The sequence below is a fragment of the Micromonospora sp. NPDC048898 genome (assembly GCF_043198035.1).
In the GTDB taxonomy this organism is placed as follows: Bacteria; Actinomycetota; Actinomycetes; order Mycobacteriales; family Micromonosporaceae; genus Micromonospora.
Genome location: NZ_JBICUF010000003.1, coordinates 108,902 through 130,062 on the forward strand (window position 1 = coordinate 108,902; position 21,161 = coordinate 130,062).

The window sequence follows — 21,161 nt, forward strand, 5'->3', positions numbered from 1 at the left end:
CGTACGGGGGGGGGGGGGGGGGGGGGGGGGGGGGGGGGGGGGGGGGGGGGGGGGGCGGGGCGGGGGGGGGGGGGCGGGGGGCGGCGGGGGGGCGCCGCCCCCCCGCGCTGCCGGACCGGCCCGATCCACCCGAAACCAACTCAACAGACGTCGAGGCGTGAAACCGTCCGCACAGGGGTAATTCGGCGCGCGCACCAAGCAGCGCGGACCGCGGACGAGGGGTGACGGGATGGACGGCGACGGTCTTCGGCTCAACATGAACGGCCTGGACTACCTGATCCTGGCGCTGTACTTCGTCACCGTCCTCGGCGTCGGCATCGCCGCCCGCCGGGCGATCCGGACCAGCGTCGACTTCTTCCTCTCCGGCCGGTCCCTGCCGGCCTGGGTGACCGGGCTCGCCTTCGTCTCGGCGAACCTGGGCGCGTTGGAGATCATCGGGATGGCCGCGAACGGCGCCCAGTACGGCGTCATGACTGTCCACTACTACTGGATCGGCGCGGTGCCGGCGATGGTCTTCCTGGGCATCGTGATGATGCCGTTCTACTACGGGTCGAAGGTCCGCAGCGTGCCCGAGTACCTGCGGCTGCGGTTCAACCGCCCCACCCACCTGCTCAACGCGCTCAGCTTCGCCGTCGCCCAGGTGCTGATCGCCGGGGTCAACCTCTACGCGCTGGCCCTGGTGATGCAGGCACTGCTCGGCTGGCCGCTCTGGACCGCGATCGTGGTGGGCGCGGCGATCGTGCTGGCTTACATCACCATCGGTGGTCTGACCGGCGCGATCTACAACGAGGTGCTCCAGTTCTTCGTCATCCTGGCCGGCCTCATCCCGGTCACCGTGATCGGCCTGGTCAAGGTCGGCGGGGTGAACGGTCTGATGGACGCGGTACGCGACTCCAAGCTCGGCGAGGCGGGCCTGCACGCCTGGCAGGACACCGGCAGCACGGCCAACCCGCTGGGCGCGCAGTGGATCGGCATCGTCTTCGGCCTCGGTTTCGTGCTGTCCTTCGGCTACTGGACGACGAACTTCGCCGAGGTGCAGCGGGCGCTGTCGGCGAAGAACATGAGCGCCGCCCGGCGTACGCCGATCATCGCCGCGTACCCGAAGCTGTTGATCCCCCTGGTCACGATCATCCCCGGCCTGGTGGCCCTGGTGACGGTGAAGGGCCTGGGCGCGGAGAGCGGCGACCTGCAGTACAACAACGCCATCCCGCTGCTGATGCGCGACCTGCTCCCCAACGGCGTGCTCGGGGTGGCAGTCACCGGCCTGCTCGCCTCGTTCATGGCCGGCATGGCGGCAAACGTGAGTGGCTTCAACACCGTCTTCACCTACGACATCTGGCAGGCGTACATCCGCCGCGGCCGGCCGGACGACTACTACGTGCGGGTCGGTCGGTGGGCGACTGTCGCCGCCGTGGTGGTCGGCATCGGCACGGCGTTCATCGCGGCCGGGTTCAGCAACATCATGAACTACATCCAGGCGCTCTTCTCCGTCTTCAACGCGCCGCTGTTCGCCACCTTCATCATCGGCATGTTCTGGAAGCGGATGAGCGCGCTCGCCGGCTTCTGGTCGCTGCTGCTGGGCACCCTGGTGTCGCTCAGCCTCTACCTGCTCTACAAGGGTGGCGTCATCGACTTCAACTCCGACCTGGAGGAGAGCTTCTGGGGCGCCGGTCTCGCGTTCGTCACGGCGGTGGTGGTCGCCGCGATCATCACCCCGCTCACCGCGCCCAAGCGCGACGAGGAACTGCGCGGGCTGGTCTACGGCATGGGCGGCGTCGACCTGAAGGGCGACGTGCTCGCCGGGGACGCCGTCTGGTACCGCTCCCCCGTGCTGCTCGGCGTGATCGCGGTGGCGCTCGCCGCCCTCTTCTACATCCCGGTCTTCTAGGAAAGGAGTCGGCAGATGAGCAACGACGGCCAGCCGGCAAAGGACCCGCTGATCGACGAGACACAGGCGGAGCAGCGCCGCTCCGCCGCCGCCCGGTTGTTCGACGTCCGCCGGGTGATCGGTGGCCTCTTCGTCGCGTACGGGATCATCGTGACGTTGATCGGCATCTTCGACAGTGCGGCCGAGATCGACAAGGCCCAGGGTGTCCGGATCAACCTGTGGGCCGGGCTGGTGATGCTCGTCTTCGGCCTGCTCATGCTGTTCTGGCAGTGGCGGCGCCCGGCAGAGCCGCCGGCCCCCAACGAGCAGCAACCCGGCTCCTGACGCCCGACCTGGCCGGCAGGAGCATGAGCCCGGCCCCAGGGGGTACGCGACGGGGATCAGGCACCGTGTCGGACACAGGAGGCACCACCATGACCGATCGCGATCGCCAACCGCCGTTGGAGGACAGCCCGGAGGTGGCCGCGGCGGTGGACGATGACACCACCGTCCCGCAGTTTCGTGGCGGGGGCGGCCCCGACCACGACAACCCCGGCTTCGCCGAGCCCCGTGAGCGGCCGGACGACCTCGCGCCGGACACCGACGAGCTGATCGGCGACCCCTACGCCGCCGGCTCGGGGGCGACCGGGACGGGCACCGGCGCCGGCGGCGACAACATCCGCACCGGGGCGGAGCAGCAGTGGGAGCCGGAGGACCTGGTGATGGCCCGCGGCCAGGACCTCACACCGGAGAATCTGGACAAGGCCCGCCGTGACCTGGCCGAGCAGGGTCGGGCGGCAATCGAGCGCACGGTGCCCTGAGCGGGCAAAGGGGGGGTCCCCGACCCGACCTGTGACGGTCGGGCCGGGGACCCGGGGGGACCTGCCGCCGGCAGTGCCTCACCAACTGCCGGTGGCGGGTGGTTATTGACGCGTTCCGGTCAGAGCGCCGGGTACGCGTTTTGCATGAGCTGCCGGAACTGGGCGGAGAACCACGCACCGGAGATCGGCGCGTCGCCCAGGGCCCCGGACATGTTGAAGCCGTTGCGGGCGTTACCGGGGTACGTCGGGTCACACATCCGGTCGAAGCCCTTGCCCTCGTTGTTCGGGATCTCCTTGCTGGAGCCGTCCGACTCACCCGGCGGCTTCACCCAGACGTAGGCGTCGATGCCCGGCTCCGGGTTGGCCCGCGGCCGCTCGCCGAGACCGGCACCGGCCTGGTTGCACCAGTTGCCGAGGTGCGCCCGGCGGTCGATGCGACCGCCGTTGACGTAGGTGTCCACGTTGGTCATCGCACCCGGGCCGGTGGGCCGGGCGGAGCCGCCCCAACCGTTGCGGGAGGTGTCGATCAGCATGCCGATGTTGGAGTTGAAGCCGACCGAGACCAGCTTGTCGCGGAAGGCCTGGGCGAAGGACAGCTCGTCGACGTAGAAGTTCCAGTCGACCCACTTGGCCTGCCGCACCGTCTGACCGTTGACGTTGTCGGTGACCTTGAAGTACGGCTCCCGCAGCGCCGAGTAGTTCGACGTGTTGGTGATGAAACCGTGCACGTTGTTGACAGTGCTGCCGGAGGCGACAGCGGCGGTCTTCAGGATGTCGGCGGTCGGGCCGAAGTTGCTGTCCCAGCCGAGCCAGCCGTGGTGGCCGGCGTCGACGTAGTTGTAGACGTTGCCGATGGAGCCCAGCTTGGCCAGCGCGTAGCCGACACCGTTCACGTACGCGCCGTTGGCCTTGACCGTGTCACACATGACCGTGCCGCCGGGCTGACCCGAGGTGTTGGTCACGATGTTCGGCAGCGAGTCGATCTCGATGACGTTGATGATGCGCAGGTTGCGGTACTTCGCGTCGCCCTGGATCGCGGCGATCGGGTCGATGTACTGGGCCTTGTACTTGGGCAGCTCGTCCGGGCCCAGCTCGCCGTTGGAGGCGAGCGCGGAGCAGTCCCGGCCGGGCAGGTTGTAGATCACGAACTGGATGTAGCCGGCGCCCTGGCGCAGCGCCTCGTCCAGGTGGTCACGCACGCCGAACGCGCCGTTCGAGCTGCTGTCCGGGGTGCCGTTGATCGCGGCGATCCGGTCCAGCCACACGGCGGTGGGGTTGTTGGAGACCCGGCTGCCGCCCGGCTCGGCGTCCGCCTTGGCCTTCCACTCCGGGTTCACGTAACCCGGCACCCCGACGTACGGGTTGTCCACCTTCTGTCCCGGCGGCGGGCTCGTCGGCGGCACGTCGGTCGGCGGCGCGGACGTCGGCGGCACGTCGGTCGGCGGCACGGAGGTCGGCGGCGCGGAGGTCGGGGTGACACCGCCGTTGCAGACCACGCCGTTGAGGGTGAACGAGGTCGGCTTCGGGTTGCTGCCGCTCCAGGCGCCGTTGAAGCCGAGGGTCGTCGACGCGCCGGCGGCGAGGGTGCCGTTGTAGGACATGCTCCGGGCGGTCACCTGGCTGCCGGACTGATTGAACTCGGCCGACCAACCCTGCTGCACCCGCTGGCTGGAGTTGGGGAAGGTCCAACCCAGCGTCCAGCCGTTGACCGGGTCGCCGAGGTTCTTGATGGTGATGCTCGCGGTGAAACCGCCGGACCAGTCGTTCGTCGTGTAGCCGATCTCGCACTGCGTCGCGGCCTGCGCCGCCGTAACCGGAATCGTTACCAACCCACCGGCGACCAGGGCACCCGCGCCGGCGAGCGCGAGGGCCCGGCGTGGGCCGGACAGCCTTCTCCACACATTCATGCCACTGATCTCCTTGGGCAAGACCGGGCCCACGTACGGCCCGGCGAGACGGCCCGGTCGGCGTCCTGCACGGACGGCCGCCGGCGCCAACGGGGTTCTTTCGGGGACGCCCGACCCGGACGGGCGATGGTGGTGGTGGTGCACGACCGACACGGCGGCCGGTCGAACGGCGGCGGGATGTCGCCCCGGTTGACCGGGTGCCCTCGACTGCCTGCCTGCGCGGTGTGGCTCCCCGAACCGCGTGCGCCGATTCTTACATGGGAGCGCTTCCATGGCAATGGCTCGATGCGTGGCGGCGAGGTCGGCGCGTGGTTCGGTTTCGGACGATACCCCCGAGTTCGCCCGAGCGGCACGTAGCGGGCGGGTCCCGGCGCTACCGGATGGCCGAGCCGGCCGGGCACGACGGGCGAGGAACACCGTCCCGCACTCGCCGAAGCCCGGGATGCCCGAGATGGCGCGCATCGCATTGAAAGCCGCGTAGCACCCCTTCACCTCTTACTCGGCCAAAGGTCAAAACGCGAATCTTTCACTTCATAAGTCATGAAACCGTCTAACGTCGGTCTTAGCTCGGTTGTCGCCGAGCTCAGGACAACAGGGATGGAGTGACGCAGGTCATGGCTAAGAAGATGCTCGGGAAGGTCGTTGCGGGTGCCGCGCTCGGCGGCGCATCGCTCCTGGTGTTCGCACCGGGGATCGCCTACGCCAACGGCCACGAGGACGGCAAGGACCACGACGGCAAGGTCTACGCCAAGCCGCACGTCGTCAAGGCCGGCGAAGAGGTCAAGCTCCTCGAGATCTGCCCGGATCGGCAGGAGCACGCGTACGTGTGGTCCAAGGTCACCGGCAAGGTCAAGCTCGACCCGGCGAAGGAAGACCGGGGCGAGGACCGCGAGTGGGGCGAGGAGGAGGACTCCTCCGACCACGAAGACGGCAAGGACGAGCACGGCAAGGACGACGAGGGCAAGGACCACGAGGGCAAGGACGAGAACGGCAAGGACGAGAACGGCAAGGACGAGAACGGCAAGGACCACGAGGGCAAGGACGAGAACGGCAAGGACGACAAGGGCAAGGACCACGAGGGCAAGGACGAGAACGGCAAGGACGAGAACGGCAAGGACGACGAGGGCAAGGACAAGTCGCAGCCCGGCGGCCAGGGTGGCGGCGCTGCCGCCGACGCCTACGAGGACGAGGGCAGCAAGGACTGGAAGGGCGAGGAGCACGGCCAGGACGCGGATGACAACCGCGACGAGAAGGACTCGGGCTCCAAGGACGAAGACAAGAAGGACTGGGAGTCCAAGGACGAGCACGGGTACGGCTCGGACGAGGGCCGCGACGAGCACGGCTCGGACGAAGGTCGGGACGAGCACGGCTCGGACGAGGGCCGGGACGAGCACGGCTCCGACAACGGCTGGGAGTCCAAGGACAAGGACGAGTACGGCTCCGACGAAGGCCGCGACGAGCACGGCTCCGACAACGGCTGGGAGTCCAAGGACAAGGACGAGTACGGCTCCGACGAAGGCCGCGACGAGCACAGCTCCGACAACGGCTGGGAGTCCAAGGACAAGGACGAGGACGAGTACGGCTCGGACAAGGGCTGGGAGTCCAAGGACGAGGACGAGCGCGGCTCGGACGAGGACCGCTGGGAGAAGGAGCGGGAGTTCGTCTACTACGGCGAGGCCAAGATCGACAAGGATGCCAAGCCGGGTCGCTACGAGCTCAAGGGCTCGTGCGGCGAGGGCGAGCTCGTCGTGCTGCCGCACGGCGGTGTCGACGGTGGTGACGGTGGCGCCAGCACCGGTACCGACCGTGGCCTGGCCACCGGCGGGGCAGGCCTGCTCGGCGCTGCCGCGCTGGGCGGGATCGTGCTGATGCGTCGCCGGCGGACCGATGGTTCGCTCGTCTGACGTGACGACGACACGGGCCGGCGGCCGTCACGGGAGACCGTGGCGTGCCGCCGGCGCGGCCGTCGTCGTCACCATGGCCATGATCGGCGCCGGCATGATCGGTGCCGCCCTGAAGACCACGCCCCCGGCCCGACCGCCGCAGCCGCTGGCCCAGGCCGGTCCCACGGTGAGCGGGCCGGCCGGCACCGGCACCGCACCGGCCGACGGACAGCCCGCCGCCGGACAGCCCGCCGACCGGGGGGACGTGCCGGCCGGGCTGGCGCGTTCCGTGCCGACCAGCATCGAGATCCCCCGGATCGGCGTCCAGGCGACGATCATGTCGCTCGGCACCAACCCGGACGGCACCGTCCAGGTTCCCCCGTTGGAGCAGGCCGACCAGGCCGGCTGGTACGAGCCGGGCGCGAGCCCCGGCGAGACCGGTAACGCGGTCATCGTCGGGCACGTGGACTCGGCGAAGCTCGGCCCGGCGGTCTTCTTCGACCTCGGCGCTCTCGTTCCCGGCGACACGATGACGGTGCGGCGGGCGGACGGCCGGCCCGCCACGTTCCGGGTCGACTCGGTGGCGTCGTACCCGAAGACGGCCTTCCCCACCGAGCTGGTGTACGGGTCCAGTGAGCGGCCCGGCCTGCGGGTGGTCACCTGCGGTGGTCAGTTCGACCAGGCCGCCAAGAGCTACCCGGACAACATCGTCGTCTTCGCCACCCTGGCGGGGTGACCCGCGGCGAACGACAGCGGTCCGGCCGGTCGGGGATGACCCGACCGGCCGGAGCGTGTCCGGCGTACCTGACTCAGGCGGCTGCGGAGGTCCGCACCAGGGTGCGGATCTGGCGCAGCAGCACCGACAGGGCGGCGAGGTCTGCCCGCGACTCGTCGAACTCCCCCATCGCCCGCCGGGCGCGGTGGATCGAGGTGGCGTTCGACTGCTCCCACTGCTGCACCCGCTCGTGCGGCGGCAGGTCCTCCGGGGTGGAGCCGAGCACCTCCGCGGTGAGCGCGGCCAGCGCGGCGTACAGGTCGTAGCGCAGCGCCATCCGGGCCAACGTCTGCCAGCGGTCCTCCCGGGGCAGCAGGGAGATCTTCGACAGCAGCGAGTCCACCCGGAACAGGTCGGACAGCACGAAGTAGACCGAGGCCACCTCGCTGACGTCCCGACCGCTGGCGTTCGCGGTCTCCACCACGTCCATCAGGCCGAAGCTGTACATCAGCCGGGTCGCCCGCTCCGCCAGCTCGCGGGGCAGCCCACGATCGGTCATCGAGTCCATGTGCGCGGCGATGCCCTGCCGCTCGTTGCCGTAGAACAGCTCTTCCAGCCCCGGCAACAGCCGGGTGACGCCGTCGCGCAGCCGGGCGATCTCGCCGGGCACGTCGATCGGCGAGCGCCGGTTGGACACCAGCCACCGCACCGCCCGGTCGAGCAACCGGCGGGTGTCCAGATAGACGCTCGTCTGCAACTCGGGCGCCACCTTGTTGTCCAGCGCCTCGACCGCGTCCCACAGCTCACGCAGCCCGAAGACCTCGCTGACCACCACGTACGCCCGGATCACGTCCGCGGCGCTGGCCGCGGTCTCCTCGACCACCCGGAAGATGAACGAGATGCCACCCCGGTTGATGGCCTCGTTGACAAGCACGGTGGTGACGATGTCGCGGCGCAGGCGGTGTCGGCCCATCCGGTCGGCGAACCGCTCGCGCATCGGTGTCGGGAAGTAGTTGACCAGGACCTCGGTCGTCCACTCCTCGTCGGCCAACCCCTCGGTGAGGATCTCCCGTTCCAGGACGATCTTCACGTACGCGAGCAGCACCGCGAACTCCGGTGCGGTCAGCCCGGACTCACTGCGGACCGCCAGTTCCTCGTCCGGCGGCAGCGCCTCCAGTGCCCGGTCCAACCCGCCCGACCGCTCCAGCTCGTTGATCATCCGACGGTGCACCGGAAGCAGCGAGGCGGCCTGGGCCTGGGCGTTGTTGATCGCCCGAGCCTGGTCGTAGTTGTCCCGCAGCACCAGCTCGGCGACCTCGTCGGTCATCCCGGCCAGCAGCTCGTCCCGCTCGGCCGTGGTCAACTCCCCGTCGGCCACCGCCGTGTTCAGCAGGATCTTGATGTTGACCTCGTGGTCGGAGGTGTCCACCCCGGCCGCGTTGTCGATGAAGTCGGAGAAGATCCGGCCGCCGGTCAACGCGTACTCGATCCGGCCGAGCTGGGTCCAGCCCAGGTTGCCGCCCTCGCCCGCGACCCGGCACCGCAGGTTGCGCCCGTCCACCCGGATCGCGTCGTTGGACTTGTCGCCCACCTCGGCGTTGGTCTGGGTGGACGCCTTGACGTAGGTGCCGATGCCGCCGTTCCAGAACAGGTCCACCGGAGCGGTGACGATCGCCTTCATCAGCTCCTGCGGTGACAGGTGCGTGACGTCGCCGTCCAGGCCGATCGCCGCCCGGACCTGCGGCGTGATCGGGATGGACTTCGCGGTACGCGGGAAGATGCCGCCGCCGGCCGAGATCAGCTCCGGGTTGTAGTCCTCCCACGAGGACCGGGGCAGGTCGAACAGCCGCCGCCGCTCCGCGTACGAGGTGGCCGCGTCCGGCTCCGGGTCGAGGAAGATGTGCCGGTGGTCGAAGGCGGCCACCAGGCGGATGTGCTCGGACAGCAGCATCCCGTTACCGAACACGTCGCCGGACATGTCGCCGACGCCGACCACCGTGAAGTCCTGGGTCTGGGTGTCCAGGCCCAACTCCCGGAAGTGGCGCTTGACCGACTCCCAGGCGCCCCGGGCGGTGATGCCCATCTTCTTGTGGTCGTAGCCGGCGGAACCGCCGGAGGCGAACGCGTCGCCCAGCCAGAAGTTGTGCGCCGTGGAGATCTCGTTGGCGATGTCGGAGAACGTGGCGGTGCCCTTGTCCGCCGCCACCACCAGGTACGGGTCGTCGCCGTCGTGCCGGACCACGTCCTCGGGCGGCACGATCTGCCCGCTGACGATGTTGTCGGTGACGTCCAGCATCGCGCCGACGAACTCCTGGTAGCAGGCGACCGCCTCGTCCCGGTCACCCGGCTTCTGCTTCAGCACGAAGCCGCCCTTGGCGCCCACCGGCACGATCACGGTGTTCTTCACCATCTGCGCCTTGACCAGACCCAGCACCTCGGTCCGGAAGTCCTCCCGACGGTCCGACCAGCGCAGCCCGCCCCGGGCCACCGGCCCGAACCGCAGGTGGACGCCCTCGAACCGGGGCGAGTAGACGAAGATCTCGAACTTCGGGCGCGGCGCGGGCAGGTCCGGAATGGCCTGCGGGTCGAGCTTGAACGCCACGTACGCCTTCGGCCGCCCGTCGGCGCGCTTCTGGTAGAAGCTGGTCCGCAGGGTCGCCTCGATCAACGTCAGGTACGACCGCAGGATCCGGTCCTGGTCCAGGCTGGCCACGTCGTCCAGCGCGCCCCGGATCGTCTCCACCAGCTCACCGCTGCGCTGCTGCCGTTGCTCGGCGCTCAGCTCACCCGGCGCGAACCGGGTCTCGAACAGCTCCACCAGCAGGCTCGCGAGCTTCGGGTACGCGATGAAGGTCTGCTCCATGTAGTCCTGCGAGAAGACCGTGCCGGCCTGCCGCAGATACTTCGCGTACGCCCGCAGCACCACCACCTGCCGCCAGGTCAGCCCGCCGCGCAGCACCAGCTCGTTGAACCGGTCCACCTCGGCCTCGCCACGCCAGGCCGCCGCGAAGGCGTTCTCCACGTGCGGGCGCACCTCGGCCAGCTCGTGGTGCCCCTCGGGCAGCATCAGGCCGAAGTCGTACAGGTAGACCCGCCCGTCGATCCGGTCCACCTCGTACGGGTGCTCGTCGACCACCCGCACACCGAGGGAGTGCAGCACCGGCAGCACGGCGGAGAGCATCATCGGTTCGCCGTACCGGTAGACCTTGAACCGGACGTCCATGGCCTCGGCCAGGTCCGCACCGGGCACCCGGGTGCCGGGGCGGGGTGCGAGCTGCTTGCGGAACAGGTGCATCTCCAGCTGGCCGGGCTCCTCCAGCAGCTCCAGCTTCGCCAGGTCCTTCATCGCCTCGTACGGCGTGTGCCCGTCCTTGTAGCCCTCCGGGAACGCGTCGGCGTACCTGGTGAACAGGTGCTTGGCCTGCTCGTCGCCGAGTTTGCGCTCCAACACCAGCCGGTAGTCGTCGTCCCAGAGCCGGGTCGCGTCGGCCAACTCCTCGGCCAGCAGGTCGGCGTCGATGTCACCGGGCGGCCGGGTCGGGTCGGTACGCACGATGAAGTGCACCCGGGCCAGCATCGACTCGGTGACGCGGGTGGTGTAGTCCACCCCGACACCGTTGAGCTCACGCAGCAGGATGTCCTGCATGCGGAGGCGGTTCTGGGTGGTGAACCGGTCCCGGGGCAGGTAGATCAGGCAGGAGATGAACCGCCCGTACGCGTCCCGGCGCAGGAAGACCCGCAGTTGCCGGCGACCGGCCATCCGCAGCACGCCGATCACCGCGTGGTAGAGGTCGTCGGTCTTGATCTGGAACAGCTCGTCGCGCGGGTAGGTCTCCAGGATCTGGATCAGATCCTTGCCGGAGTGGCTGCGCCGGCTCAGACCGGAGCGGTCCAGCACCTCGGCCACCTTGCGGCGCACCACCGGCAGCTCCCGGACGCTGGTCCGGTACGCGGCGGTGGAGAACAGGCCGAGGAAGCGCCGCTCGCCGATCACCTCGCCGGCCTCGTTGAAGATCTTGAAGCCGATGTAGTCCAGGTACGCCGAGCGGTGCACGGTGGCCCGTGAGTTGGCCTTGGTGATGATGAGCAGGCGCTTTTCCAGCACCTTCTCGTGCGCCTCGGGTGTCATCGACGCCAGTGGCCGGGCCTCCGGCGCGTCGGAGCGCAGGATGCCCAGGCCGGTGCCGAGCACCGCTTCGAGGGCCTTGCCGTCGACCGGGTCCGCCGCGTCACCGCCCGGGGCGTCCACCAGCCGGTACTCGCGGTAGCCGAGGAAGGTGAAGTGGTCGTGGGCGAGCCACCGCAGCAACTCCACCGAGTCGGTGATGTCCTTCTCCGGCACCGGCGGGCGGTTGTCGGAGGTACGCGCGGAGGCCAACTCGTCGGCGAGCGCGAGCGAACGCTGACGCATCTTCGGCCAGTCTTCCACTGCCTCCCGCACGTCGGTGAGCACCCGCTGCAACTCGCGGCGCAGCCGGTCCCGCTCGGCCGCGTCCCGGACCGGGTCGATCTCGATCCGCATCCAGCTCTCGATGATGTCGCCGGCGATCGCGTCGTCCGGCTCCACGTCCGCGGAGACCTCGGTGAGGCGGCCCAACGGCTCACGCCGGACCACCACCAGCGGGTGCACCAGCAGGTGCACGTCCAGGTGGTACGAGTTGAGCAGCGCGGTCACCGAGTCGACCAGGAACGGCATGTCGTCGGTGACGATCTCGACGACCGTGTGGTGCTGGTCGGCATGCGGTTCGTGGATCCGCAGCTTCAACTCGCCAGGCACCCGCTGTTGGGCGAGGTCCCGGTGTGCCCGGGCCGCGTCGAGCATCTCTTCCGCCGTGAAGCCGACCAGCTCCTCGTCCGGTGCGAACCGCCAGAAACGGCCGACAAGTGTCGCCGCGTCGTGGTCGTCCCCGGCGAGCGCGACAGCCTGGGCCACCAGGCGCTCCGCGTTGGGAACGGGTTCGTCGAGCTCGGCGTCCTCCACGTCGTCGGCCAACGCCTCGGTGGGCAGGCCCAGATCGTAGATGGTGTCGATGCTCGACCCGGTCAGCCCGGTGACTCCCGTGTCGAGCCGGCCGTAGCCGTCCCCGTCGGTCGCCGAATCGAAGCTGTCGTCGTCCCGGCCGGAGTCATCCTGCCGGAGGTCGGGTTCCGGTTTGATCGCCGGACGCCGGTCCATCGGTGCCACTCCCCTCGACCCACCGCGTTGTGGGTCACTCTGCCGCTCAGCCTAGGCCCTGCCGTTGTGCGCCTTCGTCGGCGGACCACTGGCCAGACGTCCGGATCGGGACTTTGTCCTTTCACCCGTTGCGGGTCCGAGGTTGGCCGGCTGCGGGATACCCCGCCACGCGATGTTCATCACACCGGCCCGGCCCGTCTTTGAGCGCGCCCACCGTCGTGGGGGACGTTGGGGACGCCCTCGGCGTACTACCGTGCGAAGGCGCTCCGAGATGGGAAGGACCAGCTTCATGCCCTCGTCGTACCCCCGGCCCCACCGGCCGAACCCCGCCCGCCGCGCGCTCGCCGGCCTCACCGCGGCGCTGCTCGCGGCCGGTGTTCTGGCTGGCTGCTCGGGTGACGACGGGCCGGAACGCACCGTGGACGCCTTCCTCGCCGGCTGGCGCAGCGGCGATCTTCAGGCGGTCGGCCTGATCGACCCGACCGGCGGCAAACTGCCCTCGGCTGAGGTGAGTCGCGAGATCAAGGAACTCTCCGGTGAGCTGGCGGCCACCCCGCCCACGCTGACGCGGCGCGGCGAGCCGAAGGTCACGGCGGACATCGCCACCACAACCGTGCAGGTGGAGTGGAACCTCCCCGGCCAGACCCGCTGGACGTACGACCGGGAGGTGCGTCTCGCCCAGGGCGACGACGACCAGTGGCAGGTGATCTGGGAGCCGAAGGTGGTGCAGGAGCAGCTCAGCAAGGGTGACCGGCTGGCGTTGCGCCGCGACGCCAGCGCCCGTGCGGGAGTGCTGGACGCCGCCGGGCAACCGATCGTGGCTCCCCGCCCGGTGGTGCGGGTCGGGGTGCAGCCCGACGGGGTCACCGACATCAAGAAGCTGGTGAAGGATCTGGACGCGGCGTTCAAGGCGATCCGCCCGGCGCTGGTCCCCGCTGTCGACCTGGCCGACCTGCCCGAGCGCGTCGCGAAGGCCGAGCCGGGCGCGTTCGTCGAGGTGGTGTCGCTCCGCGAGGAGGCGTACCTGCAGATCAAGCCCCGGATCTACGACCTGCCCGGCACCAAGTTCACCTCCGACAAGATCGACCTGGCACCGACCCGGGAATTCGCCCGTGCGCTGCTCGGCACGGTCGACGCGGCGCAGGCCGACGACCTCGCCGCACACCCCGACCGGTACGTCGTCGGCGACCTGGTCGGGCACGGCGGGCTACAGGGCCGCTACGACGAACGGCTGCGCGGTGGCCCCGGGCTGACCGTGGTGGTCGAGCGTCCCACCGAGGGCGGCAAACTCGAACCCACCGGCACCGAGTTGTTCCGCCGTGAGCCGCAGCCCGGTCAGGCGCTCAAGACCACGTTGGACGTCGCCGTCCAGAACGCCGCCGACGGGGCACTGCGCGCCGAGCCACGGCGATCCGCGCTGGTGGCGCTCCGGATCAGCGACGGTGCGGTGCTCGCCGCCGCGAACGGTCCCGGCCCGGCCGGGGAGAATCTGGCCTTCGACGCTCAGGTGCCGCCCGGCTCCACGTTCAAGATGGTCAGCGCGCTGGGCCTCCTGGACCGGGGCGCGGTCACCCTGGACGGGCCGGTGGCCTGCCCGAAGACCTTCACCGTGGACGGTCGGTCCTTCAAGAACTCCGACAACTTCGAGCTCGGTTCGGTGCCGTTCCGCACCGACTTCGCCAAGTCCTGCAACACCGCGTTCGCCTCGCTGGCGCCGAAGCTCGGCGGCGACGGGCTGGCCGCCGCCGGCCGCTCGGTGGGCCTGGAAGGTCAATGGGACGTCGGCACGGACGCCTTCACCGGCAAGGTGTCCACCGGCGGCAGCCCCGCCGAGCAGGCCGCGGCATCGTTCGGGCAGGGCACCACGCTGGTCAGCCCGCTGGCCATGGCCGGTGCCACCGCGGCGGTCGCCCGAGGCCGCTTCGAGCAGCCGAAACTGCTGATCGATCCGGCGCCGGCCAAGCCGGCCCCGCCGGGCGAGCAGCTCAAGCCGGAATCGGTCGCCGCGCTGCGCGCGATGATGCGCGAGGTGGTCACCACCGGCACCGCGAGCGCCCTGAAGGACGTGCCAGGCGAGGTCTACGGCAAGACCGGCACCGCCGAGTACGACGACAACCCGGCACACACCCACGCCTGGTTCGTTGGCTGGCGGGGCGACGTGGCGTTCGCCGTCTTCGTGGAGAAGGGCGGCTCCAGCACGGCGTCCGCAGTCCCGATCGCCGAGCGCTTCCTCCGCGCCCTCCCCAGGTCCTGACCGCCGCAGGCCCCCTGACCCCGCACACCGCCCACGCGGGGCGCCGCACACCGCTCAGGCGTTGTTCCACTCGGTATTGCTGAAACCGCGGTATCCGAGCCACCCGGACACCGCGCGTTCATGGAACCCGAGTCGATCTTGGCGTGGCGGGGCGGCATTCAAGGCCGGCGGCCCGGCATTCGGCCCGACCGGGCGGCATTCGGGTCAGGCGGTGTCGGCTTTGTGGTGATCCAGGGTGTTTTCTGCCGGTGGGGCGGGTCGGCGGAGCAGACCTGGGCCGGCCGAGGCGGGTGGGCCGACCGGCTCCCGCTCGGCCGTAGCCGGAATGTGGGCCGCACCCTCGGCAGAGTCACCGCCGAATCGGCCGGAAGCAGCCACCGCACCGTCGGAGCGGTCGATGCCGGCCGGATCGACGGCGGCGGCTCCCCGGTCGGAGGACCCGGCCTCCGTGAGCGGCGTGGCATCGACGGCCGACTCCCACGAGGGGGCATCGGCGAAGGACGCCGCGACGCCGATCACGCCGGCGACCCCACCGACCCGCTCGGCACGATCCAGCCCACCAACCCGCTCCAGCCCAGCAACCCCCTCGGGGCGAGCCAACCCACCAACCCGCTCCGCACGATCCAGCCCAGGAACCCCCTCGACACGATCCACCCCGCCGGGTCGCTCGGCGGGGGCCGGAGAGCGGCCGTTACCGCGCCGAGGTCCGGGGGTCGGCCGGGACGACAGCAGCCGGGGTGGCACCGCCTCCGGGGCGGTGACCGGGGCCAGGCCGGCGACCACGGTGTTGACGATCTCGGCCGCGTACGAGCCGTCGGGGTCGTAGTCGGGGTCGAAGACTGTCAACTCCACCCCGAGGCAGTGCGGGGTGTCGACAAGGCCGGTGAGCAGGATCTCCAACTCGGCGAAGGCGATCCCACCCGGGTCGGGGGCGTCCACGGCGGGCATCACCGCGGGGTCGAGCACGTCCACGTCGATGTGCACCCAGTAGCCCGCGCAGTCGGCGAGTTGTTCGTGCGCCCACTGGGCCGTCCGGGCGGCACCTTCGGCCCGCAGCGCCGGGACCGGCCGGGTGGTGATCCCGGCGGCCTGGAGGTCGAGCCGGTACTCGTCCTGGGCTCGGATGCCGAGCACCACCACGTCGATGTCGCGGAAGTAGGGCCGTCGCCCCTCGATCGCGGCCAGGTCGGCCTGCCCCCGGCCGGTGACGAGGGCGAGATCCTCCCCGGCGGCCGCGCCGACGTACGAGGCGTTGCCGGGGTGCCGGAAGTCGGAGTGGCCGTCGACGAAGACCAGCCCGATCCGCCCGCCGACGGCCTCACCGAGGCGGTGCATGGCCAGCGCCGAGCCCAGCAGCACCGAGCAGTCGCCGCCCAGCACCACCGGGAACTCGCCCCGGTCGATGATCGAGCCGATCCGTTCGGCGAGGGCCAGCGAGTAGTCGGCGATCTCCCGGGCGTGGCACACCCCGTCGCCGGGCCGCCAGTCGCCCGGGTCGTACCGGGCCGGGGTGACGCAGCCGGCGTCGCGGGCGCGTAGCCGGGCCAGCAGTTCGTGGTCGCGCAGTGCGCCGGGTGCCTTGGCGCAACCGGGGACCGACGTGGTCGTCGGTGGCCGCAGACCGAGATTTGTCGGCGCGTCGAGGACGGCGATCCGGCGCATCATGAGCTCCCGTCCTCGTTGGTCGGGCGGGCCGGCCGGAACGCCGGCCCGCGCTGGCGTGCTACGAACTCAGAACAGGGCGCTGGCCAGTGCCCGGCGTGCCGAGGCGACGGCCGGGTCGTCCGGGCCGGCGATGGAGAACAGCGAGACCAGGTGCTGGCGGGCCGTCTCCCGGTCCTCGCCGGCGGTGCGCCGGACCAGACCGACGAGCCGGGCGTACGCCTGCTCGGCCAGGCCGCTGAGCACCTCGATGTCGGCGGCCAGCAGTTGGGCGGCCACGTCGTCGGGGGCGTTCTCGGCGGCGGCCAGCGCGGCGGCCGGGTCCGCGCCGGCGACCCGGCGGGCCACGCCGACCTGGGCCAGCCCCGCCGTGGCAGCGGCGTCCGCCGGGGCATCGGCCAGAATCTTCCGGTACGCCTGCTCGGCGGCGTCCAGATCGCCGCTCATCAGGGCGTCGTCCGCCTCGTCGAGGCGGGGGTCCTCCGGCTCGGCCACGGTCACGCCGCCGGCCTTGAGCACGGCCTGGATCCACTGCCGCAGTTGTGCCTCGGGCACCACCCCGGAGAAGGCGTCGACTGGCTGACCGCCGACGACCGCGTAGACCATGGGGATGCCCTGGACCCGGAACATCTGGGCGATGCGCGGGCTTTCCTGCACGTCGACCCGTGCCAGCACCCAGGTGCCGCCGCCCTCGGCGTTGAGTTGCTCCAGGACCGGGGCGAACTCGTCGCTCTCCGGGAAGCCGGCCGCGCCGAAGAACACGACGACGGGCACGGCCATCGACCGTTCGAGCACCTCGGACTGGATTGTCGCCTCGGTGACGTCGACGATGGCGGTGCTACCGCCGGCGGCGGGCGCGCCGGGGGTGCCGTTGGACGGGCCGCCCTGTGGGGGCGTGCCGGGGCGCGTACTTGCTGGTGCGGGGCCACGCAGCGTGCTGAGGTCGACCGCGCCGCGGGTGAAGATCGACGAGGTGATCCGTGGGTCGCTCATGGTTACCTAGTCTCGCACGTGAGCCCCCGATCTCAGGTCACCCACAACCCCGACGTTGCAACTCTCACCCTGCCCCGACCGCCCCGCCCACACCCCGCCCCGCACCCCACGCCCACCCGCGCGATCTTGCACTTTGTGTCGCCGAAACGCGGCATTCACCCCTTATGCGGGGGACAGAAAGTGCAAGATCGCGGGCGGGGTGGGGGTAAGGGATCAGAAGCGGGCGGGTTCGCGGTGGGTGCCCCACTCGGCGCGGAGGGCGTCGCAGATCTCGCCGAGGGTCGCCTCGGCACGGACGGCGTCGAGCATGGCGGGGATCATGTTCTCGTCGGTGCGGCTGGCGTCGACCATCCGGGCCACCGCCGCGCGGACCGCCGACTCGTCCCTCCCGCCCTTGCGCTCCGCGAGCACCCGGCGCTGTTCCAGCTCCACCTCGTGCGAGATGCGCAGGATCTCCAACTCCTTGGCGACCGTACCGGTGTGGCAGTTGACCCCGACGATCTTCTTGTCGCCCTTCTCCAGGGCCTGCTGGTAGACGAAGGCCGACTCGGCGATGTGCCCGGTGAACCAGCCGTCCTCGATGCCGCGCAGGATGCCCGAGGTCATCGGGCCGATCTGGTGCGGCCCGTCCCCGCCGAGCTGCCGGATCCGGGCGAAGATCTCCTCCGCCTCCGCCTCGATCTTGTCGGTCAGCGCCTCGACGTACCAGGAGCCGCCGAGCGGGTCGGCCACGTTGACCACGCCGGTCTCCTCCATCAGCACCTGCTGCGTACGCAGGGCGATCTCGGCGGACTCGTCGGTGGGCAGTGCCAGGGTCTCGTCCAGTGCGTTGGTGTGCAGCGAGTTCGTGCCGCCGAGCACCGCGGCGAGAGCCTCGACGGCGGTGCGTACGACGTTGTTGACCGGCTGCTGCGCGGTCAGCGACACCCCGGCGGTCTGCGTGTGGAACCGCAGCCAGAGGGCCTTCTCGCTGGTGGCGCCGTAGACGTCGCGCAGCCAGCGGGCCCAGATCCGGCGGGCGGCGCGGAACTTGGCGATCTCCTCGAAGAAGTCCAGGTGCGAGTCGAAGAAGAAGCTCAGCCCCGGCGCGAAGACGTTCACGTCCAGCCCGCGTGAGAGGCCCAGCTCCACGTAGCCGAAGCCGTCGGCCAGGGTGTACGCCAACTCCTGCGCGGCGGTCGAGCCGGCCTCGCGGATGTGGTAGCCGGAGACCGACAGCGGCTTGTAACGCGGGATCTCGGTCGCGCAGTATTCCATCAGGTCGCCGATCAGGCGCAGGTGCGGCTCCGGGTCGAAGAGCCACTCCTTCTGCGCGATGTACTCCTTGAAGATGTCGGTCTGCAGCGTGCCGTCCAGCTTGGACAGGTCGGCGCCCTGCCGCTCGGCGGCGACCAGGTACATGCAGAACACCGGCACGGCCGGGCCGGAGATGGTCATCGAGGTGGTGACGTCGGCCAGGTCGATGCCGTCGAAGAGCGCCTGCATGTCGGTGGCGGTGTCGATGGCGACGCCACAGTGGCCGACCTCGCCGAGCGCCTGCGGGTCGTCGGAGTCGCGGCCCATCAGCGTCGGCATGTCGAACGCGACCGAGAGGCCGCCACCGCCGGCGCCGAGGATCATCTTGTAGCGCTCGTTGGTCTGCTGGGCGTTACCGAAGCCGGCGAACTGCCGGATCGTCCAGGTCCGCCCCCGGTATCCGGTCGGATACAAACCCCGGGTGTACGGGTACTCGCCCGGCCAGCCGATCCGCTCGAAGCCCGGATACGCGCTGCCCTCGGGCGGCCCGTAGACCGGCTCCACCGGCATCCCGGAGAGCGTGGTGAAGTCCGCGTCGCGCTTGCGCGCGGCGTCGTACCGGGCCTGCCAGCGCGCCCGTCCGGCGTCGATCTCGTCGGCGTCCATGAGCAGGGCTCCTCCTCGGGTCCTCGACTGCACGTCGAGTGTAGGACCCTCACCTGAACGATCGCTAAGTCCCGTCGTACCGACCGGTAACGTGAGCTGGCGGATGGCGTCAGAGGTCCAGCACCAGCCGCGGGGTGCGCGACCGGGAGACACACGGGTAGACGACCTCTCGGCCGTCCCTGCGCCGCGCCGCCGGGATGTCGTCGCGGTGCTCGGGCTGCCCGTCGACGACGACGACGCCGCAGCTGCCGCACAGCCCGTTCTCGCACGAGGCGGGAACCTCGGGTACGACCTCGCGGATCATGTCGAGCAGGCTGCGGCTCGCCGGCACCTGGAGCAGCTGCCCGGTGCGGGCCAGCTCCGCTTCGAAGGGCTGGTCGTCGGCGTCGGCACGAGACGTGGCGGTGAACCGTTCGACGTGCCGCCGAGCGGGCGGGGTGAGCCGCTCGACCGCGGCGGTCAGCTCGGCCGGCCCGCAGCAGTAGACGGCCGTGTCGGCGGATGCCACGCCCAGCAGCCGGGGCAGGTCGGGCCTGCCGTCGGTGTCCGTGGCCACGATCTGCACCCGCTCGGCGCCGAGCGCGGACACCTCGTCCCGGAAGGCCATCCGCCCGGTCGAGCGTCCCACGTAGAGCAGCCGCCACGGGCGGCCCTCGGCCCGCACCCTTCGTACCATCGGCAGGATCGGGGTGATCCCGATCCCGCCGGCGACGAAGAGGTACGCCGACGCCGGCACCAGGGGAAAGTGGTTCCGCGGGCCACCGACGACGACCCGCTGCCCGGGTCGGAGCCGGTGCGCCTCGGCCGAGCCACCCCGACCGGCCGGATCCCGCCGTACCGCGATCCGGTACCTGCTCCGATCCGCCGGATCGCCGCAGAGCGAGTACTGGCGGACCACACCGGAGGGCAGCGTGAGGTCGATGTGCGCCCCCGGCTCCCACCCGGGCAGCGCCTGGCCCGGCTCGCCGACCAGCGTCACCTCGACCACGTCGTGGGCGACCGACCGGATGTCGCGGACAACGGCGACCAGGCCCGCCGGTTTCCCGACCGGCCGAGGGCGCTGCGCGCCACGGCGGCGGCCGTATCGGGTCGGGCCGCCCGGTTTGTAGACCGACAGCAGCGTCGCGACCAGTCCGACCGCCGGACCCAACGGCGTCAGCAGCGCCAACGGCCGCCCGGCCTCGGCCCGGATCTCGGCCACCGGCCGGCCCGCCTCGACCAGCTCGTGCGCGCGCAGCGCCAGGTCCTGGAGGACCGCACTGCCGACCAACATGATCCCCAGCATCAGTACGAGCTTCGTCGCGACCCACCGACGCCGCCAGAGCCCCCACGGCGTGCCCGCCGCGAGTGCCACCCCGGTCAGCAGGGCGAGCTGGTGAGCCGGGCCGAGAAACGTCTCGTCGACAAGCAACATCATGGTGTACGCCGAGCGCAGGTAGCCGAGGTCGTGCGCACCGGCAGCGGCGATGGCCATGGTCGCCATCACGGTGATCACTCCGAACCAGCCGACCGCGCTCGCGATGTGCGTCGCCAGCAGCGCCCTGCGGACCCGGGGCGAGATGAGCCGTTGCTGCTCGCGGGTCGCCCGCAGGTGCCGGTTGGCCGCCGGCAGGAAGATCAGGACCACCGCGGCCACCATCGCGCCCAGGCTCATCCAGTCGAACGCCATGGCCAGTGGCTGCCGGTCCCCCGGGTTGGCGACCATGCCGGGCAGCCTGAACACCACCGTGTTCGCGACGAGCGCGGTCAGGGTGACCCGGCCCCACTGCCTCCCCTGCCGGGTCATGGTGGCAAGGAACAACAGCATCGAGCCCAGCTCCACCGGCCAGAAGACCCGGTGGGCCGGAGCACCGTCGAGCAACTCGACGACCAGACTCAGCAGCATCAACACCACTGCCACGGCGGTGGCCGAAGATGCCGCGACGAGCAGGCGGGGAACCCGCCGCCCCGACTCCGGGAATGTCGCTGACCGTTTCATCAC

At 70.8% G+C, this 21,161-nt stretch carries 12 protein-coding genes; 6 read left to right on the plus strand and 6 right to left on the minus strand.

Annotation, left to right across the window (positions count from 1 at the left end; all coding sequences use genetic code 11):
- The first annotated feature begins 229 nt into the window (after window positions 1-229).
- From ACGFIQ_RS10795 to ACGFIQ_RS10805, 3 genes are all read left to right on the plus strand, one after another.
- Window positions 230-1,888, plus strand: coding sequence for a sodium:solute symporter family protein (locus ACGFIQ_RS10795; protein ID WP_393242468.1), 1,659 nt, complete (start codon window positions 230-232; stop codon window positions 1,886-1,888).
- A gap of 15 nt (window positions 1,889-1,903) precedes the next feature.
- On the plus strand, window positions 1,904-2,212 hold the full coding sequence (locus tag ACGFIQ_RS10800; protein ID WP_393242471.1) for a hypothetical protein: 309 nt from the start codon (window positions 1,904-1,906) through the stop codon (window positions 2,210-2,212).
- A gap of 89 nt (window positions 2,213-2,301) precedes the next feature.
- Window positions 2,302-2,688 (plus strand): hypothetical protein, encoded by a 387-nt coding sequence (locus ACGFIQ_RS10805; protein ID WP_393242474.1) that lies wholly within the window; start codon window positions 2,302-2,304, stop codon window positions 2,686-2,688.
- A gap of 119 nt (window positions 2,689-2,807) precedes the next feature.
- On the opposite strand, the gene ACGFIQ_RS10810 is transcribed toward ACGFIQ_RS10805, so the two are convergent.
- Window positions 2,808-4,595: a glycoside hydrolase family 6 protein gene (locus tag ACGFIQ_RS10810; protein WP_393242477.1), complete on the minus strand. Its 1,788-nt coding sequence runs from the start codon at window positions 4,593-4,595 to the stop codon at window positions 2,808-2,810.
- Window positions 4,596-5,209: 614 nt separating this feature from the next.
- Here ACGFIQ_RS10810 and ACGFIQ_RS10815 point away from each other — a divergent pair.
- The gene (locus ACGFIQ_RS10815; RefSeq protein ID WP_393242480.1) at window positions 5,210-6,499 is read left to right on the plus strand and encodes a hypothetical protein; all 1,290 of its coding nucleotides are present in this window, start codon (window positions 5,210-5,212) and stop codon (window positions 6,497-6,499) included.
- 1 nt (window position 6,500) lies between these two features.
- Window positions 6,501-7,214 carry a class F sortase gene (locus ACGFIQ_RS10820; protein ID WP_393242483.1) on the plus strand — a complete coding sequence of 238 codons (714 nt, stop codon included), beginning with the start codon at window positions 6,501-6,503 and terminating at the stop codon, window positions 7,212-7,214.
- Window positions 7,215-7,287: 73 nt separating this feature from the next.
- Here the strand turns inward: ACGFIQ_RS10820 and ACGFIQ_RS10825 are convergent, their stop codons facing one another.
- Window positions 7,288-12,369: an NAD-glutamate dehydrogenase gene (locus tag ACGFIQ_RS10825; protein WP_393242486.1), complete on the minus strand. Its 5,082-nt coding sequence runs from the start codon at window positions 12,367-12,369 to the stop codon at window positions 7,288-7,290.
- A 289-nt stretch (window positions 12,370-12,658) separates the two neighbouring features.
- On the opposite strand from ACGFIQ_RS10825, the gene ACGFIQ_RS10830 reads away from it, so the two are divergent.
- Window positions 12,659-14,623 carry a penicillin-binding transpeptidase domain-containing protein gene (locus ACGFIQ_RS10830; RefSeq protein ID WP_393242488.1) on the plus strand — a complete coding sequence of 655 codons (1,965 nt, stop codon included), beginning with the start codon at window positions 12,659-12,661 and terminating at the stop codon, window positions 14,621-14,623.
- 204 nt (window positions 14,624-14,827) lie between these two features.
- On the opposite strand, the gene ACGFIQ_RS10835 is transcribed toward ACGFIQ_RS10830, so the two are convergent.
- The 4 genes from ACGFIQ_RS10835 to ACGFIQ_RS10850 all read right to left on the minus strand — a co-directional run bounded on the left by ACGFIQ_RS10835 (window position 14,828) and on the right by ACGFIQ_RS10850 (window position 21,158).
- Window positions 14,828-16,288, minus strand: coding sequence for an arginase family protein (locus ACGFIQ_RS10835; protein ID WP_393242491.1), 1,461 nt, complete (start codon window positions 16,286-16,288; stop codon window positions 14,828-14,830).
- A 66-nt stretch (window positions 16,289-16,354) separates the two neighbouring features.
- Window positions 16,355-17,278: a tetratricopeptide repeat protein gene (locus ACGFIQ_RS10840; protein WP_393242494.1), complete on the minus strand. Its 924-nt coding sequence runs from the start codon at window positions 17,276-17,278 to the stop codon at window positions 16,355-16,357.
- A gap of 213 nt (window positions 17,279-17,491) precedes the next feature.
- Window positions 17,492-19,180 carry a methylmalonyl-CoA mutase gene (locus tag ACGFIQ_RS10845; protein ID WP_393242497.1) on the minus strand — a complete coding sequence of 563 codons (1,689 nt, stop codon included), beginning with the start codon at window positions 19,178-19,180 and terminating at the stop codon, window positions 17,492-17,494.
- 109 nt (window positions 19,181-19,289) lie between these two features.
- Window positions 19,290-21,158, minus strand: a complete 1,869-nt coding sequence (locus tag ACGFIQ_RS10850; protein ID WP_393243174.1) for a PDR/VanB family oxidoreductase — start codon at window positions 21,156-21,158, stop codon at window positions 19,290-19,292.
- Between the last annotated feature and the right edge of the window lie 3 nt (window positions 21,159-21,161).

Bases quoted from the DNA above. Each gene is read 5' to 3' on its own strand.
- ACGFIQ_RS10835 (WP_393242491.1), bottom strand. From the start codon at position 16,288: ATGATGCGCCGGATCGCCGTCCTCGACGCGCCGACAAATCTCGGTCTG.
- ACGFIQ_RS10850 (WP_393243174.1), bottom strand. From the start codon at position 21,158: ATGAAACGGTCAGCGACATTCCCGGAGTCGGGGCGGCGGGTTCCCCGC.
- ACGFIQ_RS10815 (WP_393242480.1), top strand. From the start codon at position 5,210: ATGGCTAAGAAGATGCTCGGGAAGGTCGTTGCGGGTGCCGCGCTCGGC.
- ACGFIQ_RS10830 (WP_393242488.1), top strand. From the start codon at position 12,659: ATGCCCTCGTCGTACCCCCGGCCCCACCGGCCGAACCCCGCCCGCCGC.
- ACGFIQ_RS10845 (WP_393242497.1), bottom strand. From the start codon at position 19,180: ATGGACGCCGACGAGATCGACGCCGGACGGGCGCGCTGGCAGGCCCGG.
- ACGFIQ_RS10810 (WP_393242477.1), bottom strand. From the start codon at position 4,595: ATGAATGTGTGGAGAAGGCTGTCCGGCCCACGCCGGGCCCTCGCGCTC.
- ACGFIQ_RS10840 (WP_393242494.1), bottom strand. From the start codon at position 17,278: ATGAGCGACCCACGGATCACCTCGTCGATCTTCACCCGCGGCGCGGTC.
- ACGFIQ_RS10795 (WP_393242468.1), top strand. From the start codon at position 230: ATGGACGGCGACGGTCTTCGGCTCAACATGAACGGCCTGGACTACCTG.
- ACGFIQ_RS10800 (WP_393242471.1), top strand. From the start codon at position 1,904: ATGAGCAACGACGGCCAGCCGGCAAAGGACCCGCTGATCGACGAGACA.
- ACGFIQ_RS10825 (WP_393242486.1), bottom strand. From the start codon at position 12,369: ATGGACCGGCGTCCGGCGATCAAACCGGAACCCGACCTCCGGCAGGAT.
- ACGFIQ_RS10805 (WP_393242474.1), top strand. From the start codon at position 2,302: ATGACCGATCGCGATCGCCAACCGCCGTTGGAGGACAGCCCGGAGGTG.